At 40.4% G+C, this 22,138-nt stretch carries 15 protein-coding genes and 1 pseudogene; 5 read left to right on the forward strand and 11 right to left on the reverse strand.

The window, feature by feature from the left end:
* Positions 1-100: 100 nt before the first annotated feature.
* Positions 101-1,801: a hypothetical protein gene (locus tag F991_RS13945; protein WP_004672672.1), complete on the reverse strand. Its 1,701-nt coding sequence runs from the start codon at positions 1,799-1,801 to the stop codon at positions 101-103.
* Positions 1,802-2,153: 352 nt separating this feature from the next.
* On the opposite strand from F991_RS13945, the gene F991_RS13950 reads away from it, so the two are divergent.
* Entirely contained in the window at positions 2,154-2,579 is a 426-nt protein-coding gene (locus F991_RS13950) for a hypothetical protein (protein ID WP_004672673.1), read from the forward strand.
* A gap of 10 nt (positions 2,580-2,589) precedes the next feature.
* On the opposite strand, the gene F991_RS13955 is transcribed toward F991_RS13950, so the two are convergent.
* The 7 genes from F991_RS13955 to F991_RS13985 all read right to left on the reverse strand — a co-directional run bounded on the left by F991_RS13955 (position 2,590) and on the right by F991_RS13985 (position 12,320).
* Positions 2,590-3,966, reverse strand: coding sequence for an efflux transporter outer membrane subunit (locus F991_RS13955; protein ID WP_004672676.1), 1,377 nt, complete (start codon positions 3,964-3,966; stop codon positions 2,590-2,592).
* Between the two features lie 240 nt (positions 3,967-4,206).
* Positions 4,207-6,198 carry a MacB family efflux pump subunit gene (locus tag F991_RS13960; RefSeq protein WP_004672677.1) on the reverse strand — a complete coding sequence of 664 codons (1,992 nt, stop codon included), beginning with the start codon at positions 6,196-6,198 and terminating at the stop codon, positions 4,207-4,209.
* A gap of 1 nt (position 6,199) precedes the next feature.
* Positions 6,200-7,522: a MacA family efflux pump subunit gene (locus F991_RS13965; RefSeq protein WP_004672678.1), complete on the reverse strand. Its 1,323-nt coding sequence runs from the start codon at positions 7,520-7,522 to the stop codon at positions 6,200-6,202.
* Between the two features lie 126 nt (positions 7,523-7,648).
* A complete protein-coding gene (holA, locus tag F991_RS13970) occupies positions 7,649-8,644 on the reverse strand; it encodes a DNA polymerase III subunit delta (protein WP_004672679.1) in 996 nt (331 codons plus the stop codon).
* Positions 8,645-8,653: 9 nt separating this feature from the next.
* Complete coding sequence (gene lptE, locus F991_RS13975) at positions 8,654-9,163, reverse strand: LPS-assembly lipoprotein LptE (protein WP_004672680.1); 510 nt, start codon at positions 9,161-9,163, stop codon at positions 8,654-8,656.
* Between the two features lie 48 nt (positions 9,164-9,211).
* Positions 9,212-11,836, reverse strand: a complete 2,625-nt coding sequence (leuS, locus tag F991_RS13980; protein WP_004672681.1) for a leucine--tRNA ligase — start codon at positions 11,834-11,836, stop codon at positions 9,212-9,214.
* Between the two features lie 160 nt (positions 11,837-11,996).
* Positions 11,997-12,320 (reverse strand): DUF4124 domain-containing protein, encoded by a 324-nt coding sequence (locus tag F991_RS13985; RefSeq protein ID WP_004672682.1) that lies wholly within the window; start codon positions 12,318-12,320, stop codon positions 11,997-11,999.
* 505 nt (positions 12,321-12,825) lie between these two features.
* Between F991_RS13985 and F991_RS13990 the strand changes: the two genes are divergently transcribed.
* The 4 genes from F991_RS13990 to F991_RS14005 all read left to right on the forward strand — a co-directional run bounded on the left by F991_RS13990 (position 12,826) and on the right by F991_RS14005 (position 18,733).
* Positions 12,826-14,550, forward strand: coding sequence for an acetolactate synthase 3 large subunit (locus F991_RS13990; protein ID WP_004672683.1), 1,725 nt, complete (start codon positions 12,826-12,828; stop codon positions 14,548-14,550).
* The gene (gene ilvN, locus F991_RS13995; protein WP_004672684.1) at positions 14,550-15,041 is read left to right on the forward strand and encodes an acetolactate synthase small subunit; all 492 of its coding nucleotides are present in this window, start codon (positions 14,550-14,552) and stop codon (positions 15,039-15,041) included. Before F991_RS13990 ends, ilvN begins: the two co-directional genes overlap by 1 nt.
* A gap of 123 nt (positions 15,042-15,164) precedes the next feature.
* Positions 15,165-16,181 carry a ketol-acid reductoisomerase gene (ilvC, locus tag F991_RS14000; protein ID WP_004672686.1) on the forward strand — a complete coding sequence of 339 codons (1,017 nt, stop codon included), beginning with the start codon at positions 15,165-15,167 and terminating at the stop codon, positions 16,179-16,181.
* 488 nt (positions 16,182-16,669) lie between these two features.
* Entirely contained in the window at positions 16,670-18,733 is a 2,064-nt protein-coding gene (locus tag F991_RS14005) for a putative bifunctional diguanylate cyclase/phosphodiesterase (protein ID WP_004672688.1), read from the forward strand.
* Between the two features lie 90 nt (positions 18,734-18,823).
* Here the strand turns inward: F991_RS14005 and F991_RS14010 are convergent.
* The 3 genes and pseudogenes from F991_RS14010 to F991_RS14025 form a co-directional block, all read right to left on the reverse strand.
* Positions 18,824-19,609 (reverse strand): annotated as a pseudogene (locus F991_RS14010) (alpha/beta fold hydrolase); the annotation flags it as partial.
* 63 nt (positions 19,610-19,672) lie between these two features.
* Positions 19,673-20,817 (reverse strand): IS3 family transposase gene (locus F991_RS17290; RefSeq protein WP_155757138.1). Its coding sequence is split into 2 segments (ribosomal slippage): positions 19,673-20,553 and positions 20,553-20,817, totalling 1,146 coding nucleotides; the frame shifts between segments, so codons are not numbered across the junction.
* Between the two features lie 134 nt (positions 20,818-20,951).
* Positions 20,952-22,081 (reverse strand): IS3-like element ISAcsp5 family transposase gene (locus F991_RS14025; RefSeq protein WP_100222370.1). Its coding sequence is split into 2 segments (ribosomal slippage): positions 20,952-21,829 and positions 21,829-22,081, totalling 1,131 coding nucleotides; the frame shifts between segments, so codons are not numbered across the junction.
* Between the last annotated feature and the right edge of the window lie 57 nt (positions 22,082-22,138).

Below are 22,138 nucleotides of genomic sequence, written 5' to 3' on the forward strand. Positions count from 1 at the left end.
TTGATCTAAATCATATGATAAAGCCGCTTTGATAGCGGCTTTGTTTTTTTTTAAGAGATAATGCAATTCAAAATTTATAACGCCACAATAAATGACGAGTTTACGAGTCTGATTTGATTGCTAGGTTATGCAAGTCAATGCTATCTATAAATCTATACCCTGTATCAATAGACTCTTTCTCTAGATAATCGAAAGTCCCATCTGATAGGTATTTGTTTTGATATATATCGAAAAGCCCTGTTAATTTACAGATGTCATAGGTTATTTCAATACCTAATGCATTCAAAGTCTTCCTCTCAACACTATAACAGTCATCGAGAGCTTCATTTAAATGGTGTAAATGGAATTGAATGAAGTTTACATCGCCATCGCTCTTCAAAACGATATGGCGTAACATGTCATTATCTATAATGGTTGTTGTACTATCAGGGAAAAACATTCCCATACTCTGTGATGTAACTATTAAGTAATCAATCACACCACAAAAGCCAGTTGGAAACAGCTTTTTGATATCAAGATCTGGAAATGCTTGCATCGCCTTAGCTAGTAATAGATCTGCACCTTCATCAGTCTTTAAAAAATCAGAAATTTTCTTTGACTGCGTCAACGCTTTTTCAATAAAACCTTTTTTACCTGTTGCCTTCAAGTATTCTTTGGCCCAGCTTGCCGGGAGATTGTTTTTAACCTCACAAACGAAAAAATGAAACCCAAGAGAAGGCTCATAAGATACAATCAAGCAATCAATATCGGGTAAGTCTGAGCCATACAATTGTAATGAGATATCTTTAAATACGTGAAAGTTTTTATACTCATCAAAATAGCTGGCGACATTTTTGACTAGTGAGTTACCAATAACTGAGGCGCAGTTTGCCGAGAATAGATTGCTATTTTTTTGAGCATATTGCTTTAATAAAGCACTTACACCATCCTTTAGAGAAAAGCTAAACGGGAATAGAAAGTACTTATTATCCGAAGATAAATAGATAAATGTGCATCTAGATGAACTTGATATATCTCTAAGTATTCTCTTGCAGCTAATAGCGGAGATTTCAGTAGCCTGCTCAAGAGTATTTGCTAGCTCATTTTCTTGATATGTAATTACACAAGATAAATCGTTTGCTTTGGAATGATATCTTTCATACAAGGATAAAAATAGCAATTCTTTATATATCGAAATAAATTCTCGATATGAATATCCTCCCATATCAATATTACTGTCCTCAGGAATGTGAGAAAAGTAATGTCTTATCTTCCATTCTACTTCTAGCTTTATGGATTCTAAAGCCTGAACTAAATTTGAATTTTCGAAGTCCCATTGTTTAGCTCCTTTTAAAAGCGACACAATATCATCAATATCTAAGTGACTTTTAGCTTCAGAAACAGAGTTTAAAGCAAATGTTTGTCTTTCATAGACATACTGCCTAAATATAGTAGGGTCTTTGACAGAAACACTTATACTTCTTTCATTACCTGAGAACTCTATCGATGATTCGATTGAAAATGACATAAAGATATAATCTCTGAGTGAATGATAAGAATTTGAAAAATCAAAAACTCTCTCGAAAGGAATTTTATCAAGCTTATTTTCTGTAGAGCTCAATTTACTTAGCAGTTCTGGCACTAATATATCTAATACTGGCCTGAGGTTTTCGCCAGCTTCAAAATTTCCAGTTTTATACATGCCATCAATAAGCTCACCAATAAACATTATTGAAGATTCGCACGCTCCCACTTCAGCAACAATCCCCTTGAGCTCTTTTTCAATCACATCATCAACTATTTTTCTTAATTCTGGCTGCATTAGGGCTCTCTAATCAAACTTGAATTACTACAGTTATATCGCGAATTTGCTGCAAACCAACATAAAAATACTTAATAACCAATTGGATTTTCTATCTTATCTAGCTCAGCATATAAAACAGCAATATTTACGTCAACACAAAAGCTATGAACAACATCATTTTATAAGCTTTGATTTTATATTTAATTCAACAATGAGCGATCTATTGAAAATATACCAATAAGTATAATTAATCATTTGTCATCTCATACTTTATATGATAATTAATGCTGGTTTTTTGTTTAATCGAAAATTTTAAACAGAGTATCGATAAACATATTATTTTTATCGCTTCGGGGAAGGTCAGCATAACGTGAAGAAAATTGTAATTGTATTTGGTTTAGCAATGCTACTTTCGCTACAAGGCTGCGCAGCGGTTATGGCAAGTAACCAACCGCATAAAAAGAACTTGACCGTTTTAGAGGTCGGAAAACATCGTAATCACGTGATTTCTGAATTGGGTGCTCCTGTAGTATCAGAAACCCTCAATGGTGAACGAAAAGAAATTTATACCTTTCAGCAAGGCTATTCAAAAGCGGCAAGAATCAGCCGTACAATGTGGCATACCACTGCGGATATTGCCACGATTGGTCTATGGGAAATTATTGGTTCACCTACAGAGATCTACTTTAATGGTCAAAAACTCTCATATGAGGTTGTATTTGATGCCCATGATAAAGTGAAATCCTCTCAGTTGATTGATACCAATGTAAATGATCAAGCAGAATTAAAACAATAGCCTAGATAGACTATTGTTTGATCGGGCTTCCACCGAGTGCTTGCATCAAAGTGACATAGGCATTGTATTGATTTTGCTTGGTTTCGACCAAACTAAGTCGTGCATTACGGGTGGTTGCTTGAGCATCGAGTAAATTTTTCAAGGCAATTGCACCATTGCGATATCGTACTTCCGTTAAATGTTCAGTTTTTTCCGCCAGTTCTACATTGCGTTGTTGAAGTTGAACTTGTTGATCTAACTGGGTTCGATTGGATAAAGCATTTTCGACATCGGCAAAGGCTTGATAAAGACCTTGACGATATTGAGTAATGGCTTTTTCATATTCAAGATCACTAATCGCAATATCTTTCTTCATATCATTATATTGAAGGAAGGGTAGGCTTAAACTTGCACCCAAAGTTAACGCTGGATTTTGTAGCAGTTGAGTCAATGAAGTGCTTGAAGCACCTAAATTACCTGTCAGATTAATCGATGGATAATAACTTGCTTTGGTGGCATCTTTATTGGCAAGGGTTTTACGTAAACGTAATTCCGAAGCTTGCAGATCTGGACGACGAGATAAGATTTCCGCAGGCAAACCTACCCCGATATTAGGCAAAGCATTCCTTGGTAGCTGAGCTGGTTCTTGAATATTCAGTTGTTGTACAGGCTGATGTAACAGTACCGCAATCGCTGTACGCGCTTCTACACGTTGTTGTTCAATTTGGCTGAGACTAGCTTTTTGGCTTTGTACCGATTGTTCCGCTTGGGTCAAATCCAGACCTGATACCGCACCTGCTTTATATTGCGATTGTACCAAAGTGTAGATTTTCTGCGTGGAAGCTAAGTTTTGTTGAACTGTTTGATAGCGTTCATTCAGATAACCAAGTTGCCAGTAGAGTTTTGCTGTTGTTGCGACCAGACTTTGCGCCGTAGCCTGTAAGTCTTGTTCACTGGCTTGCGCTTCCCAACGACTGGCTTCAGTTTGATTTGCCAATTTTCCAAATAAATCTAACTCATAGCTCACACCCAAACTGGTTGATAGGCCGCGATCACTGCCATCTCCTGAGCGTAGGTCATAGTTATGACCTGTAGATACACTGGAACTGGTACGCAGTCCTTGTCTGTTTTCTGCCAATCCAGCTTGTAAACGGGCTTGTTTTAAGGTGATACCCGCAACGATAAGATCACTATTTTTAGCCAAAACCTGATCAACCAGTTGGTTGAGCTGGGCATCATTGAACAGTGTCCACCATTGATCGGTCAGATTCACATTTTGATTTTTTTGGGCATCGTACTGGAACTGTTGTGGTACTTGTACAGTGGGTGCGTTATAAGGGGTTTTGACGATAGCGGTACAACCTACAAGTGTTGTACTTAAGCATAAAGCAAGGCTAAGCTTCTTCATTTTTGTATCCTTAATAAGGCTGTAACGGTGTCTTACCGAGTTCTCATCCAACTTTAGGATAAGCTTTCAGCTAGACTTACTTTGGTTTCGCCCAAAGTAAGCAAAGGCATAGTCATCCGCAAAACCTGTCATATTCTTTCAATTATCTTAATCTATCGCAGAAACAATATTCTGTTGATACCACGCAGGTTGCGGATGACGTTCACGTGTATCTTATTTCTGGGATAGATTTTTTCGCTATTATTCTCTCGCTAAAGCGGCAACTGGATCGAGTTGAGCGGCATTTCGTGCTGGTAAGAAGCCAAAAACAATACCAATCAGACTTGAACAGACAAAGGCTGCGACGATTGACGTGGTTGAGTAACTCATTTCAATAATGCCTTTGGCGAAATGCCCAATGATTTGTCCAATGCCCAAAGAGAGCAGTACCCCGAGTACGCCACCCAACAAGCAGACCAGAATCGCTTCGATCAGAAATTGTTGCAAAATATCACTTTGTCGAGCACCAACAGCCATACGCACCCCGATTTCTTGAGTACGTTCAGTCACAGAAACCAGCATGATATTCATAACGCCGATACCACCCACCACCAATGAAATAACAGCAATGGCTGAAATCAACAAAGTCATGGTTGCTGTGGTTTGCTGGATGGTTTCACGGATACTGTCTGAGTTCTGAGTAAATACATCCTGTGCGCCATGACGCTGTTCAAGCAGTGTCAGGATGGCATTTTCAGCTGCACTACTTGGGTATTCATCTTTAATTCGTACGATGATGCTGCGAACATTGGATTGACCTAACATGCGACTCATGACCGTCGAGTAGGGCAGATAGACATTGAGGCTGTCTGAATTGCCCATGAAACCTTGCTGAGCATCAATCACACCAATAATTCGACTCGGCACACTACCCAGAAGAATCACTTGACCGACAGGATTGGTCCCATCCGCAAAAAAGGTTTTCTCAGTATTGGTATCAATCACCACATCTTGCGCACGTTGGGTAACGCCATCTTTGTCAAAAGGCTGACCTGATTTAAAGGTCATGCCTCGGACATAGAAAAAGTCTTCGCTGACACCATTGACCGTTGCTGATGCTTCGGTGTCTTTAAAACGCAAAGTCACACTGGTATTGGCAGATGGGCTGACACCATCGACATAGGGTTGTTCCGCGAGTGCATCTGCATCGGCAGGGACGAGGGTTTTGACTTGTGACGCTCTGGAGGTATCACCAAACCCCCGTCCTTGATAAACGGTGATGGTATTGGTACCGAGACTGCTAATATTTTCTAGAATTTGTTTTTGCGAACCATTACCCAAGGCTACAACAGATACCACGGATGCAATCCCGATGATAATGCCGAGCATGGTCAAAAAAGTACGCATTCGGTGTGCATTCATGGCTAAAAGTGCCATACGGAATGCTTCACCTAAACGATCAAAGAAAGATCGCCAAGCAGAGGTTTTCTTTTGCGGATTGCGTTGTAAGGGATGATGTTCTAAATCTGGATCGGTATTTTCAGGCGTATTGGCGCGGTCTGAAATAATATTACCATCACTGATTTCAATAATTCGTGTCGCATTTTTAGCGACATTCATATCATGGGTCACCAGAATAATAGTATGACCTTTAGCATTGAGTTCACGTAAAATACGCATCACCTCAACGCCACTGTTCTTATCCAATGCACCTGTTGGCTCATCTGCCAAGATCACATCGCCGCCGTTCATCAAGGCGCGAGCAATCGAAACACGTTGTTGTTGTCCGCCAGAAAGCTGGCTTGGTCGATGATGTAGGCGATCTTCAAGCCCAAGTTCGGATAATAACTCAGCAGAACGTTGCTGACGCAAATGACTATCTACACCTGCATAAATGGCTGGAACTTCTACGTTTCCTGAAGCACTCAGATCACCCAACAAATGATAGCGTTGGAAAATAAAACCAAAATATTCTCGGCGTAATTGTGCCAGTTCATCGGGTTCAAGCTGACGTGTTTCTCGTCCACTCACCAGATAACTTCCAGCGCTCGGCTTATCCAAACATCCTAAAATGTTCATTAGGGTTGATTTGCCTGAACCTGACTGACCGACGATCGCGACCAACTCACCTGCATAAATCTTTAAATTAATGCCTTTGAGGATCTGTACTGTTCCTTCGCCCGCAGGAAATTCACGCGTGAGGTCAGTGACCTCAAGTAGAGGCTGAGATGAATGTATTTGATTTTGAGTCATATTACATTCTCATCGCACGTTGGCTACTACGTTTTGCCGCTTCATTTGAGCTATCTGAAGCATCGGCAATCACTACTTGATCACCTTGTTTCAGACCTTTGATGACTTGCGCTGTGACACGATTATTGAGACCAATTAACACAGGTTGAGGTTGAATGCTGCCATCTGCTTGTAGCACACGAATCATGCTGGTTGATGCTTTGCCTTGTGTAATTAATTCTTGTTCATCCGCCGTCAAATCGAGGCGTTTCGGTTGTTGCGATTTTGCGCCATCTTTGGTTTCGGTTTTATCTGTTCCACGATCTTTTCGATTTGGACGTTTACTTGTTTGTAACGCTGAAGCTGGCACGGTAAGGACATTTTTTGCCTCAGCCAACACAATATAAACCTGCGCTGTCATATCAATACGTAATTTGCCATCTTCATTTGGCACATCAAACAGCGCGTTATAGTACACAGCAGAGCTGGTAGATGACGAACTGGTGTTGGTATTTTCGGTATTAATTGAATTGGGTGCAGGTTCGACTTGGCGTAATTTTGCGTAATGTTTTTTCTCACTATTGCCCAAAGTCGTAAAATAAACCGTTTGACCTTTTTCAACTCGCATTACATCCGCTTCAGAAATCTGCGCTTTAACCGTCATGGTGTCTAGCGTTGCAAGTTTCACAATGGTGGGTGCAGTTTGATTGGCATTCACCGTTTGACCTTCTTCGGTCACAATTGCCACAATCGTACCATCCATCGGCGCAACGATTTGGGTATATCCCAAGTCTTCTTTTGTGGTTGCAAGGGTTAGGCGTGATTGTTCAATCTGCGCATTGATGGCCGCGATTTGTGCTTGAGCCGTTTTGTAACTGGCTAATGCAGATTCTAGCTCAGCACGAGAGGTGGCATCTTGACTGAACATGGTTTGTTGACGTTTGTATTCTGCTTCTACTTTCGCAAGGTTGGCTTGTTGAACTGCCAATTGCGCTTGTTGATTTTTAATACTGGCTTCGGCCGTTTTAAATTCATTCTCTTGGCGAACAGAATCAATTTGGGCAATTAGTTGTCCTTGTTTAACTTGATCACCAAGTTGCACATACATCCTTTTAACCTGACCTGAGACTTGTGCGCCGACACTGACCATCTTAGTCGCTTCTAATACGCCTGTCGCTAAAACTGAACTTTCGATATCACCACGACTAACTTCAGCGGTAATGTACTGCGGTGCAGTTTCTTTAGGCTTTAACATGAGCCAACTGAGTAGGGCGATCACCAGAATGCTGACCACAATGATGATTGTTTTTACAGGTCTAACTTTTTTAGAAATCATTTTTGGCATGGTACAAGCGCGTAATTAAAAATTTTGTTTAGTATAAAAGTGAAATAAGGATAAAGCGTGAATATTTTTAATCTATAATGAGAATTATTCTCTATTTTCTTATTTGATCTAGCGCTTTGTATCGGTTTACGAAGATTGGGTAAATAAACTTGTGCCACAAAGTTTGCTAATCGCTTGCAACATTAAATGATTGCTGTTCTGTTTGGACATGCCTTTGATGGCAGCATCTATCTGCAATAATAAATCAGGCCATGTGAGAAACTGCTGCGGATTTAGACGACGTAGCGCCTGTTGATAGTTTGATACTTTGGTTTTCCAAATACCCAGTTGCAGGGCGTTTTGTGGTTGTTCAAACAGTTGCATCAATAAACGCATTTCCTTGCTCAGCGTCCATAAAATCAGACTGTCAGGCTCACCTGCTGCAATGAGGTATTGATAAATTTTAACAGATTGCGCTAAGTTTCCTGCCAGTAAGGCATCGCTTAAATCATACGTGGTATAACGCGACTGATCTTGCAAACAGGCATACAATTGTTCGGTCTGAATGTGTTGGATATCAGGGAAGGTGTCAGCGACACGCATCAAGCTATTTTTAGCAGCCAATAAGTTATGTTCATGATGCTGCATCAGCCATTGCCATGCCGCTTGATCCAACTGGATACCCAGTTTTTCTGCTTCAATATTTAAAATACGTTGTCGATCTTGAGGGTATGTCGCAGTGAGCGGCACCACCACTCCATTGGCTTCGACCACTTGGAAAAATGCAGATTTGAGATTGCCACTGTCTTGTTTTGGTAAAACAATCAGTAATAAATTATGTTCATTGTGTTGTATATAACTTTTGAGTTGTTTTAAGCCATTGGCATCGGGTTTGATATTGCCATGAACTTCGATTGCCAGTTGTTGAGAAAACAGTGACAAACTATTCAGGGCATTAAAGACATTTTTCCAATCATTGACACTGCTAATGTCATAACGCTGGCGTTCAACTTCTTGTTGCTGCCAGCTCTTACGAAAGGTGTCGAGCAGGTTCTGCTCAAGTAGAGGCTCTTGACCATGAATGATCCATGCACCGCGAGCATCTTTAACCCTTTTTAACGCTTGAACATAATCTAGTTTCATAGATACAGATTATGATTGAGCTTTAGGTAGGCGATTTGCTGCGATCTGACGCGTCACTTGCTGAGCTACATCATCAATCACAATACGATTCAGATAAGCTTCTTGTTGATTATCCGTGTTGACTGTTGCGACATCGTATTGGTAAGTGCGTGATGCAGTTAAAGTACGCGGTTCAGTAATTTTATTGCCTTGACGGTCTTCAATTTGAAAAGTCACTGTCAAACGAAGCAGAACCTCGGTCAATTTACCATTCAGTAATTGGCGGCGAGGGGTGTAATCCAAAATGCGTAGTACATAAGCATCATTTGAATTGCTCAGTTGTACGCCTGTTGCACTGAGATAAATACTCAGTCGGTTTTCCAGCTCATCAGTATAGTCAGGCAAAACTAAAGTCAGTTTGTTATAGACCAGTGGTGTTGCCGCTGGATTGTTGCCTTTTAAGTGAAAGCCACAGCCGACTAAGCCTGCACTTAGACCTAAGGTTAAAACAATAGCAGCTAAACGTTGTGCTAAGTGCATATCCATTCCTCATAGACAATGAGGGCGTATATAATACGCCCCTACAGTTTAAACGACTAAATTCACCAATTTGTTTGGTACAACGATTTCTTTTTTAGTTGGACCAGTTAAGAATTGTTGAACTTCTGGTAACGCTTTTGCCTGAGCCAATAAATCTTCTTTAGAGATATCGACAGCGACGTCTAACTTAGCACGAAGTTTACCATTCACTTGTACAACAATCGTTTGTGTATTACGGGTTAACGCAGACTCATCCACTTGTGGGAATTCAACTGTGGTTAAATCCATTCCAAACTGAGTTAACAAGGTTTGACTCAAGTGCGGTGCAAATGGCGCAAGTAAAGTCAACAATGTCGTAATAGCTTCACGCGCAACCGCAACGTCATTGTCATCTTTGATTTCAAACTTATTGCTAGCATTCAGCAATTCCATCAATGCTGCAATTGCAGTATTAAAAGCATGACGACGTTCGATGTCATCACCCACTTTTTGAATGGTTTCATGGGTTTTACGACGTAAGTCTTGTGCATCTTTTGAAAGTTTGCTGTGATCAATCGCCGTTGCTTGATTGTCTTTTTCTAAGAAAGCAGACGTTAAACGCCATACGCGTTTCAAGAAGCGGTTTGAACCCTCAACACCTGCATCAGACCATTCTAATGATTGATCTGGTGGTGCAGCGAACATCATAAATACACGTGCGGTATCTGCGCCGTATTGATCAATAATTGCTTGTGGGTCGATACCGTTGTTTTTCGACTTGGACATTTTTTCTTGTCCACCGATCACAACTTCTTGACCATCACCTGAATATTTAGCTGAAAGGATACGACCCTTTTCATCGCGTTCTAATTCGATATCGGCAGGGTTAAACCATGTTTTTTTGCCATTGTCAGCTTCACGATAGAAGGTATCTGCCAAGACCATGCCTTGCGTTAGCAAGTTGGTAAATGGTTCATTGCCTTGTACCACACCTTCATCACGCATCAATTTATGGAAGAAACGTGCATAAAGTAAATGCAGAATCGCGTGCTCTACACCACCGATGTATTGGTTGACTGGAAGCCAGTTTTGCGCAGCTTCAGGTTTAACTAGACCACCCGTAAAGTCAGGCGATGCGTAACGCGCATAGTACCAAGATGATTCTACGAAAGTATCCAATGTATCGGTTTCACGACGTGCATCGCCACCGCAGTTTGGACATTTTGTTTCATAGAACTCTGGCATCTTGTTCAATGGATTGCCAGAACCATCTGGAACAACGTCCGTTGGTAATACCACAGGCAATTGATCTTCTGGAACAGGGACTTGACCACATGTATTACAGTTGATCATTGGAATTGGACAACCCCAATAACGCTGACGAGATACACCCCAGTCACGTAAACGGAATTGAACCTTCGCGTTCGCTAAACCTTGTGGTTCTAATTTTGCAAGGAATGCATCAAAAGCCGCTTGGAGAGTTAAGCCATCAAATTCGCTAGAATTGACCAGTTTGCCTTCTTTAGAGCCATACCATTCCTGCCATTCAGTTGCCGTGTATTCAGCATCATCAGCGCCTTTAGCATCAATGACTTGCTTAATTGGTAGGTTGAATTTATTGGCAAATTCAAAGTCACGCTCGTCATGTGCAGGCACAGCCATTACCGCACCCGAACCGTATGACATCAACACGTAGTTTGCGATCCACACTGGCAACTCTTCACCAGTGACTGGATGCTTCACAAATAAGCCCGTTGCCATGCCTTTCTTTTCAGCAGTGGCTAAATCAGCTTCAGCGACTGAACCCATGCGACATTCTTCAATAAATGCAGCAAGTACAGGGTTACTTTCCGCTGCTTTCAATGCCATAGGGTGTTCAGCAGCAACCGCGACATAAGTTGCACCCATTAGGGTATCTGCACGAGTGGTATAAACCGTTAAGCTATCTGCATACACGTCAGGACTTGCAGAAGGGAAAGTGATTTCCATCCCTGTTGAACGACCGATCCAGTTACGCTGCATGGTCAAGACTTGTTGAGGCCAGCCATCTTTTAAGGTATCTAAATCGTCTAGTAATTCTTGTGCATAGTCTGTAATGCGGAAGTAGTACATTGGAATATCGCGTTTTTCAACCAATGCACCTGAACGCCAACCACGACCATTTTCAACTTGTTCATTGGCTAAAACGGTCTGGTCTACAGGATCCCAGTTCACGGTTGAAAGCTTACGATAGATCAAGCCTTTTTTATAAAGCTGAACGAATAACCATTGTTCCCAGTGATAGTACTCAGGGGTACAGGTAGCAAATTCACGATCCCAATCGACAGATAAGCCCAATTTTTTTAATTGGTCACGCATATAAGCGATGTTTTCAAAGGTCCATTTTGCTGGTGCAACTTGATGGGCAATCGCTGCATTTTCCGCAGGTAAACCGAATGCATCCCAACCCATTGGTTGTAGAACGGTTTCACCTTTGAGGCGGTAAAAACGGCTAATCACATCGCCAATCGTGTAGTTGCGCACATGGCCCATATGCAGTTTGCCACTTGGATAGGGGAACATCGATAGGATATAGCGATGTTTACCCTCTACAGTGTCTGCAACTTTAAAAACTTTGCGATTGTCCCAGTCTTGTTGAACTTGAGGCTCAATGGCACTTGCTTGATATTCGGCGTCAATGTGAGAAGTCGTCATAGGGATATGCGATACAACAAAATAAGTGGAAAATAATTGCTGCACAGCATAGCGCAAAACTGGGTGAAATGTCAGTGATTCGATGAGGATTTTATCATCAAGGCGCTGCTATCACGCCAATGCCTTGATGATCGAGTTACAATCTTTGTGAATGTTTTGATTAACGCTCAGAGGTGGTTGAAGCCTCAGATGGGGCTGGTGTTGGTGATGACTCTGTTGTTGCTGCTTGGTGATGCGATGCATCATGCTCTTCTTTCGCTGTATCCTGTGGTTTTGGAGTGGGTTGTTGTGAGTTTTTAGTGGCGTAGGTTGCGACTTTATCTAATCGTTTTGCACCTTTGGGTGGAGCTGTGGTGGTGTAATGGGTCGAGCCGTTTGCATCAACCCACTTATAATATTGTTGTGCATGAACTTGATTGGTACACAGTATGAGCATGGTTGCTGTAGCTGTGTATAAGCTTGTTTTAAAATAAGATACGCTCATATTTTTCTCCCCAAGAGAATGCTATTTAAATTCGATTAACAGCGATAAATCAAAAAAGTACCATGCCTCGTTTTCGATCAAAAGAAAATCAATTTTGGACAAATGGGCATTTAAAATGATCAAATTATTTTGTGTATTTTGAGTAAAAAAACAACAGCCAAGAAATATTATATAAAAACTGTTGCTTTATTCTTGACTTTGCTTAAGAAAGCTACAAAAATGCTTGCTTTAGTTTTATATGCGCTTATTTGATCACCCTTCGAATAAATGTCATGGCTTGCAATGGACATTCTTTCTAGCCGAGAGAATGATTTTTTGAAATATGTTTATCCCAACATGTTTTGATTCGAGATGTAATAACAGCTTATACGGCTGATGAGTCAGAAAATTTTTCCTATTGCAGCAAAAACGAGTAGAATACGCACACATACAAAAAGTGCATAAGTTAATGAATGAAACACAATTTATGCCTCCCATAAATTGTGTAAACATAGGGTGAATCACGTTGGAACTTTTATCTGGTGGTGAAATGCTCGTTCGTGCCCTCGCGGACGAAGGCGTAGAGCATGTTTTTGGTTATCCAGGCGGCGCAGTTTTACATATTTATGACGCGCTTTTTCAACAAGACAAAATCAATCATTACCTTGTACGTCATGAGCAAGCTGCTGGTCATATGGCAGATGCTTATTCACGCGTAACAGGGAAAACAGGTGTTGTTCTTGTTACTTCTGGTCCAGGTGCAACAAATACTGTAACTCCAATCGCAACTGCGTATATGGACTCAATCCCAATGGTGATTTTGTCTGGTCAGGTTGCAAGTCATTTAATTGGTGAAGATGCCTTTCAGGAAACAGATATGGTTGGGATTTCGCGCCCAATCGTAAAACACAGTTTCCAAGTGCGTCATGCCAGCGAAATTCCTGCCATTATTAAAAAAGCATTTTATATCGCATCTTCTGGTCGTCCGGGTCCAGTTGTGGTCGATATTCCTAAAGATGCAACCAATCCAGCCGATAAGTTTGCCTACGAATATCCTGAAAAAGTGAAGATGCGTTCTTATCAACCACCATCACGTGGCCACTCAGGTCAGATTCGTAAAGCAATTGATGAGCTGATTACCGCGAAACGCCCAATGATCTATACAGGTGGTGGTGTTGTTCAAGGTAATGCTTCTGGATTGTTGACTGAACTTGCACATTTATTGGGTTATCCAGTCACCAATACGTTGATGGGCTTAGGTGCTTTCCCAGGAAATGATCCACAATTCGTGGGTATGTTGGGGATGCATGGAACCTATGAAGCCAATATGGCGATGCATAATGCAGATGTGATTTTAGCGATTGGTGCGCGTTTCGATGACCGTGTTACCAATAACCCTGCTAAATTCTGTCTCAATGCCAAAGTCATTCACATTGATGTCGATCCAGCAACCATTTCAAAAACCATTATGGCGCACATCCCGATCGTGGGTGCGGTAGAGCCTGTGTTGCAAGAAATGTTGGCACAACTCAAGCAAATGAATGTCTCTAAGCCAAACCCTGAAGCGATTGCGGCATGGTGGTCTCAAATTAATGAGTGGCGTAAAGTTCATGGTTTGCGTTATGAAGCGGCTAAAAATGGTGAAATGAAACCACAACAAGTGGTTGAAGCATTGGACCGTGTGACCAATGGTGAAGCGATCATTACCTCTGACGTTGGTCAGCATCAAATGTTTGGTGCGAACTACTATAAATACAAACGTCCACGCCAATGGATTAACTCTGGTGGCTTAGGCACCATGGGTGTTGGCTTACCATATGCGATGGCAGCCAAGCTTGCATTCCCTGATCAGCAAGTGGTTTGTATTACAGGTGAAGCATCGATTCAGATGTGTATCCAAGAATTATCAACATGTAAGCAATATGGCTTAAATGTGAAAATTCTTTGCTTAAATAACCAAGCTTTAGGCATGGTGAAACAGTGGCAAGATATGAACTACGAAGGACGTCATTCAAGTTCTTATGTCGATTCATTGCCTGATTTTGCTAAGTTAATGGAAGCTTATGGTCATGTCGGTATCCAAATCGATCATGCAGATGAGCTTGAGTCTAAACTCGCTGAAGCGATGGCAATTAATGATAAATGTGTATTCATTAATGTCATGGTCGATCGGACTGAGCATGTTTATCCAATGTTAATCGCAGGTCAGTCGATGCAAGACATGTGGTTAGGAAAAGGGGAGCGTACCTAATGAGACATATTATTTCGGTACTCGTTGAAAACGAAGCTGGTGCGCTTTCTCGTTTGGTGGGCTTATTCAGCCAACGTAACTACAACATTGAGACTTTAAATGTTGCACCGACTGAAGATGAAACCTTATCTCGTCTGACCTTAACGACTTATGGTGATGACCATAAAATTGAACAAATTACCAAGCAGTTGAACAAACTGGTTGAAGTCGTGAAAGTGGTTGACCTGTCTGAAGGTGCACACATTGAACGTGAGTTGATGTTGATTAAAGTAAAAGCGTTGGGAGCGGCTCGTGCTGAAATCAAACGTACTGCTGATATCTTCCGCGCTCAAATCGTTGATGTAACGCCAACGACTTATACCATTCAGATCGCTGGTACTACCGACAAGATTGATGGTTTTATCGATGCATTGGCTGAAAATACCATCCTAGAGGTTGTACGCTCTGGTGTTTCAGGCATTGCGCGTGGCGAAAAAGTTCTAACAATTTAAATTTTTAAAAACCCTCATCCCAACCTTCTCCCTGAGGGAGAAGGAGTTCCCTCTCCTTGGGGAGAGGGTTAGGGTGAGGGGGAAATACCCAACATATTTTTAAAGTTTTCACGGAGAAAACAGATGCAAATTTTTTACGATAAAGACTGTGACTTATCAATCATCCAAGGCAAGAAAGTTGCAATTATTGGTTATGGTTCACAAGGTCATGCTCACGCACTTAACTTAAAAGACTCTGGCGTAGATGTCACTGTTGGTTTACGTGCAGGTTCTACTTCTTGGAAAAAAGCTGAAAATTCAGGTCTTAAAGTATCTGAAGTTCCAGCTGCTGTTGCTCAAGCTGACTTAGTCATGATCTTGACTCCAGATGAGTTCCAATCTCAGCTTTATCGTGATGTGATTGAACCAAATATCAAAGAAGGCGCGACTCTAGCATTTGCACATGGTTTCTCTATTCTTTATAACCAAGTTGTTCCACGTAAAGACTTAGACGTGATTATGGTTGCACCAAAAGCGCCAGGTCATACTGTACGTTCAGAATTCCAACGTGGTTCAGGTGTTCCTGATTTAATCGCGATTCACCAAGATGCGTCTGGTAATGCACGTAACGTTGCACTTTCTTATGCTTCTGGCGTAGGTGGTGGTCGTACTGGTATCATCGAAACTTCTTTCCGTGAAGAAACTGAAACTGACTTATTCGGTGAGCAAGCAGTTCTTTGTGGTGGTGCGGTTGAATTGGTGAAAATGGGCTTCGAAACTTTGGTTGAAGCGGGTTATTCACCAGAAATGGCATATTTCGAATGCCTACACGAACTTAAGTTAATCGTTGATTTGATGTTCGAAGGCGGTATCGCGGACATGAACTATTCAGTATCAAACAATGCTGAATATGGCGAATATGTAACGGGTACTGAAGTTATTAACGAACAGTCTCGTGAAGCAATGCGTAATGCATTGAAGCGTATCCAGTCTGGTGAATATGCGAAAATGTTTATCCAAGAAGGTGCGTTAAACTATCCTTCTATGACTGCTCGTCGTCGTCAAAATGCTGCACATGGTATCGAAGTGACTGGTAACAAGTTACGTGCGATGATGCCTTGGATTCAAGCGAACAAAATTGTTGATAAAGAAAAGAACTAATATTTAGTTTAATCTTTAAAAACCCTTGTTTTGATACAAGGGTTTTTTATTTGCTGTTGATAACAGAGTTATAACAATACAAATAAAAAATAGGCTTAATATTGTTCATGTTTTGATCGATTTAATACGTATATTTTGTATTTGATTGAGGCAATATCGTTGCATACTTTGGGGTATCTGCACGATTCACAGCATTAAAAGAGTAATCACTTAAACTTTAAAATAATCGAGTAAAAGATAAAGTTAGTCTTTAGATAAAAAATGGAATGGGAAAAACAATATTTTTTATAGGAATAAACTGTATTTTATGTTTTTATTCTATTGATTTATAAAGTGAAAAAGACTTGACCTTATGCTAGATGATGTTATTGTTAGGAAAAGTTTATGAAGATAAACTTCATATTTCTTTGAGTGTGAAGGATCGTTCTGATTTTGAGCAATTTGCTCAGTAAATAAAAAAAAGTACTGAATAATCATGGAAGTCCTTTATGGTACACGTTGATTACGATAGCACATTGGTCATCGTTTCCATTCTGGTTGCAGTCGTGATCTGTTACGCTGCAGTTTCAATGGAAGAGCTCGTTTTTAAAGCTGCTTATAAAAAGTTTGAAAAAAGCATTTTAGTAGCGAGTGGTCTGATTTTAGGCCTAGCGATATGGTCGATGCATTTTGTGGGGATGCTGGCTAGCCATTTGCCAGAAGGATACCATTTTGATGTTGGTTTGACGGTTCTCTCTTATCTGATTGGAGCGGTCGCCTCTGTCTTTGCGGTATGGTTGACTTCGCGTCAAACTTTACCTCTTGCTCGTTTGATTCTCGGCGCTGTTTTTATGGGGCTTGGGATATCTGGCATGCATTATACGGGGATGACGGCGCTCACCGTTGAATATCATCAGATGTATTATGATCCATTGCTTGTGATCTGCTCGATTTTGATCGCAATTAGTGGCTCAGGACTAAGTTTCTTTTTTATTTTTAAATATAAAGCTGCGGTGAATTATAGAATTACTTTAAAAGTAATTGTTGCTGTATTAATGGCATTGAGTATTGTTGGCATGCACTATATCGGCATGGCTGCAACGTACTTTAATGAAAACCTCGTTAAAGTAATTACTCCTGCACAAACTGAACAAAGCGTTTTATTATTCACGATTATTGTCATTACCAGTTTGGTTTTTGTCGCTGGTTTCGCGGTAGCTATATTGGAAGCTCGATTAGAGCAACGCAATCAACAACTCACTTTAATCAATAAAGAACTTGCGACACAGTCTTTACATGATGCATTAACTAAATTGCCCAATCGTTTATATCTAACCGATTATGCCGAGGTTGTTTTTACTCATCATCGTTTACGTGAACAGAAAGTGGCTTTTTTATATATTGATTTAGACCGCTTTAAATCTGTGAATGATGCTTTTGGTCATCATGTTGGTGATCAATTACTAATTCAAATGGCAAATCGTTTACATAATCAACTCAATGCCAATCAAAGGTTATTTCGTATTGGTGGTGATGAGTTTGTCTTGATTTCGGAAAACATCGACAGCAATGATGCGATGCAACTTGCAGAACGTATTTTATACTTCATTCAGGAAACCTATTTGATTGCAGGTAAAGATATTAATATCTCTGCGAGTCTTGGCATCGCGATGTATCCTGAGCATGGAACCAATGTGCAAGATCTCCTGATTAATGCGGATATTGCCATGTTGATGTCTAAAGATCAGGGACGTAATACCTACACCATGTTTCATGCGATGACGGATCAACAAGATGTCCGTAGTCAATCAAAATTGATCAATGATTTGTATAAAGCAGTGGATGAGCAGCAGTTCATTTTATTTTATCAACCTAAATTTACGGCAAATTATGAGGTATGTGGTGTTGAGGCACTGATTCGTTGGAATCACCCAAGTTTAGGATTGCTAACACCACACATGTTTATTGATGGGGCGGAGAAAACTGGTTTAATTATTCCCATGGGGTATTGGGCTTTGGAACAGGCTTGTCAGCAAATTCAGAAATGGGAACAAGAAAATAGTCCATTTTATCCCATTGCAGTCAATTTATCGGCGCTTCAATTTGAAAATAAAAAACTCTTTGGTGTCTTAGAACAACTGATTGAACAATATGCTATTCAACCTCAGCATCTGATTTTAGAAATCACTGAGTCAACTGCAATGCATCATATTGATTCGAGCATTCGTACCTTGGAGCGTTTACGTCAGCTGGGTATCCGTATTGCAATCGATGATTTTGGTACAGGTTATTCAAGCTTTTTATATTTAAAAGACTTACCTGTAGATGAGCTGAAAATAGATCGGGGTTTTATCATCGATTTACAGCCCAACTCTAAAGAAGAAGCAATTTTAGAAAGTATTATTCATCTTGCTGCAAAACTCGGTTTGACGGTAACTGCAGAAGGGGTAGAAACCCAACAGCAAGCTGATATTTTAACCAAGTTAGGTTGCCATCAGTTACAAGGATATTTATTGGGGACACCTGTCAATATTGAGAGTTTGGTGTTACATCGCCAACAGCACTTTGCTTAGGATATCGATTATTTATTCAATCTGAGATCGTATTGAAGCAAGATTGGATCTATTCTGAAGTGATCGCAACCTTGCCAATACATATAAATACTAATCAGAGCGTTGAACTAACCAATCATTCACTACAGGCCAAACGGTTTGTGGTGCTTGATTGCCTGAGACCAATCCCATGTGTCCGCCTGCGACGATTTTAAACTGCTTATCTTCACTGCTGATCAGATCCATTAAAGGACGTATCGCTTCAGTGGTGACGATGATATCGGTATTACCACCGACCGCGAGTACCGAGCAGTCGATATCTTTTAAGTTTGCAGTCTGTTCACCGAATTGAACTGAACCCGTCGACAACTCATTATCGATCCAGAAGCGTAAAATAATATCTCGCATAACACCACCTGGATAGGCCAGCATGTTATCGATAAAAGAGCTTGAGGTTGCATGGTTAATCACAAATTGGCGATCATTCAGATTTCTGACCAGCTCCCAATAGTTTTTAAAGTTACCGATAGGGTCTGTTAGTTTAAAACCAAGGGTGTTCTGCCAACCATGAATATGAAAGACACGGCTTGGGATTTGTTTAATACGAAAATTGGTGTTGTTGCGGATCCATTGCGCAGGAATGGTTAAGCGTTGGTATAGCTTGCCCATATAACCTGATTGATGGGTGTTAATCGGTGAGGCCAAGATGACTAAGTTTTTTATATTTTTATCTTTGAATAACGAGGTATAGCAAAGCGAAAGGGCACCGCCTAAACTCCAACCATATAGTGACAGTTGTTGCTGACCACTATGTTCCCGGATTTGTTCGATAAAGTCAGGCATAAACGTTTTTACGTAAGTGCCTAAATTGTATTTGGCTTGGCGTAAACTCGGTGTACAGAGGTGGTCCCACTTGTTTGAACAACTAAAAGCTTATTTATAAGTGATACTCTGCTCTAGTTAAGCTACCTTATTTTGTTGTGGTAGCTGGTCATAGTAAAACTCATCTGGAGTCATTTTGTCCAGACTCGAATGAGGTCGTTTCAAATTATAAAATTCAAAATATGCGTTTAATTGCTTCTTCGCATCCAAAACATTGCTGTAGGCTTTGAGATACACCTCTTCATATTTAACGCTCCGCCATAATCGTTCAACCATCACATTATCAACCCATCGACCTTTACCATCCATACTGATTTGAATGCCATTTGATTTCAATACATCAATAAATGCATCACTGGTAAACTGACTGCCTTGGTCTGTATTAAAGACTTCAGGTCGGCCATATTTTTCAATAGCTTCATTTAATGTTTCTATGCAAAATGTAACCTCCATACTAATCGATACTCTATGCGCAAGTACCTTGCGGCTATGCCAATCAATCACAGCACATAAATAAACAAAGCCTTTTGCCATAGGGATATACGTTATATCCGTAGACCACACTTGATTACTGCGCTGAATAGCCAATCCTTTGAGCAGATATGGATATTTACGGTGAGCTTGATTAGCCTGGCTTAAATTTGGTTTGCAATATAACGCATTAATGCCCATTTTCTTCATTAAAGTACGTGTATGACGTCGTCCTATATGATGTCCTTGACGATTCAATAAATCACGCATCATACGGCTACCTGCAAAAGGGTATTGCATATGTAACTCATCCATACAGCGCATCAGCTTCAGATCTGATTCACTCACAGGTTTTGGGCGATAGTAATAACAACCACGGGAGACTTTCAGCAGCTTAGCTTGCTTAGATACTGAAATCTGAAGTGAGTCATCGATTAACTTTTGTGGTTGAAGCGACCCAGTTTCTTCAACACACCTTCTAAAAAATCAATTTCTAATGCCTGCTCACCGATTTTTGCATGTAGTTTTTTTAGATCGATGGGTGGTTCTGTTGGAGCTTTTGATTGATCGAAAGCTTGCGAGGAAGCTGAAATCAGTTGATTTTTCCAGTCAATAATTTGGTTTTGATGAACATCAAATTCAGCACTCAATTCAGCAAGTGTTTTTTCTGCTTTAATCGCAGCAAGTGCTACCTTAGCTTTAAAGTCATTTGAATGATTTCTTCTTGGTCTACGTGTCATAAAATACTCCATATATTGATGTTTATAACATCATTTGGGGAGCAAAATATCACTTATAAGTGTTGTTCAAATTTCCTAATGTGGTTCCGTTAATTAGACCACTCAATTCAGTTTTATAAGTGATAAATCCGCTCTAAATATTTAAATTATGCTGCCATTACTTTTAGTAAATGTTGATCATAAAATTCATCCGGTGTTGCCTTATTCAAACTTGAATGAGGACGTATCATGTTATAAAAATCCAAATATTCAGCAATTGATTGTTTCGCTTGTTTAACCGTATCGTAAGCCTTCAAATAGACTTCCTCATGCTTCACGCTGCGCCATAAACGCTCAATCATTACATTATCCATCCATCGTCCTTTCCCATCCATACTGATACGGATATTTCGCAATTTTAACTCATTCAAAAATGCCTCGCTTGTGAATTGACTGCCTTGGTCTGTATTAAACACCTCAGGACAACCATATTTCACAATTGCTTCTTGCAACGCATCTATGCAAAAGCCTGTTTCCATACTGATCGATACACGATGAGCCAGTACTTTACGACTATGCCAATCTATAATTGCACACAGATAGACAAAGCCTTTAGCCATAGGAATGTACGTGATATCTGTACACCAGACTTGATTAGAGTGATCGATGACCATGTTTTTCAACAGATATGGGAAAATACGGTGTGCAAGATTAGGCTTACTGGTATTGGGTTTTGGATACAAGGCATGTATTCCCATCAAGCGCATTAAACGTCGGACTTTACGCCGACCTATTTGATGCCCTTGACGCTGTAGCATATCTCGTATCATTCGACTGCCCATAAATGGGTAGTCGAGATGAATTTCATCGATCAGGCGCATCAAACTCAAATCAGTTGATGAAATCTCTTTGGACTTGTAATACAACGTACTGCGATTGATTTGAATCAATTGCGATTGTTGTCGTACCGAAAGTTGATGGGTCTTATCGATCATTTTTTGCCGCTCAGCTGCCCTATTTTTCTGAGCGCACCTTCTAAAAAATCAATTTGCAATGCCTGATGTCCTATCTTGGCATGTAGAGCTTTGAGGTCAATCTCTGGTTCTTGTTGTGCTGTTGGTCGTGAAAAAATATTGACTGATTGCTCAAGCAGTTGATTTTTCCAATCGATGATTTGGTTTTGATGTAAATCGAATTGAGTAGAAAGTTCAGCGAGTGTGTGGTCGCCTTTAATTGCTGCGAGAGCAACTTTAACTTTAAACTCTGCTGAATGATTACGACGTTTTCTTCGTGTCATGGTTGACTCCAAAAACAAGCATTTCCCATGCTTATTGGGGAGTAGATTATCACTTAT

The organism is Acinetobacter sp. CIP-A165 (genome assembly GCF_000367985.1).
In the GTDB taxonomy this organism is placed as follows: Bacteria; Pseudomonadota; Gammaproteobacteria; order Pseudomonadales; family Moraxellaceae; genus Acinetobacter.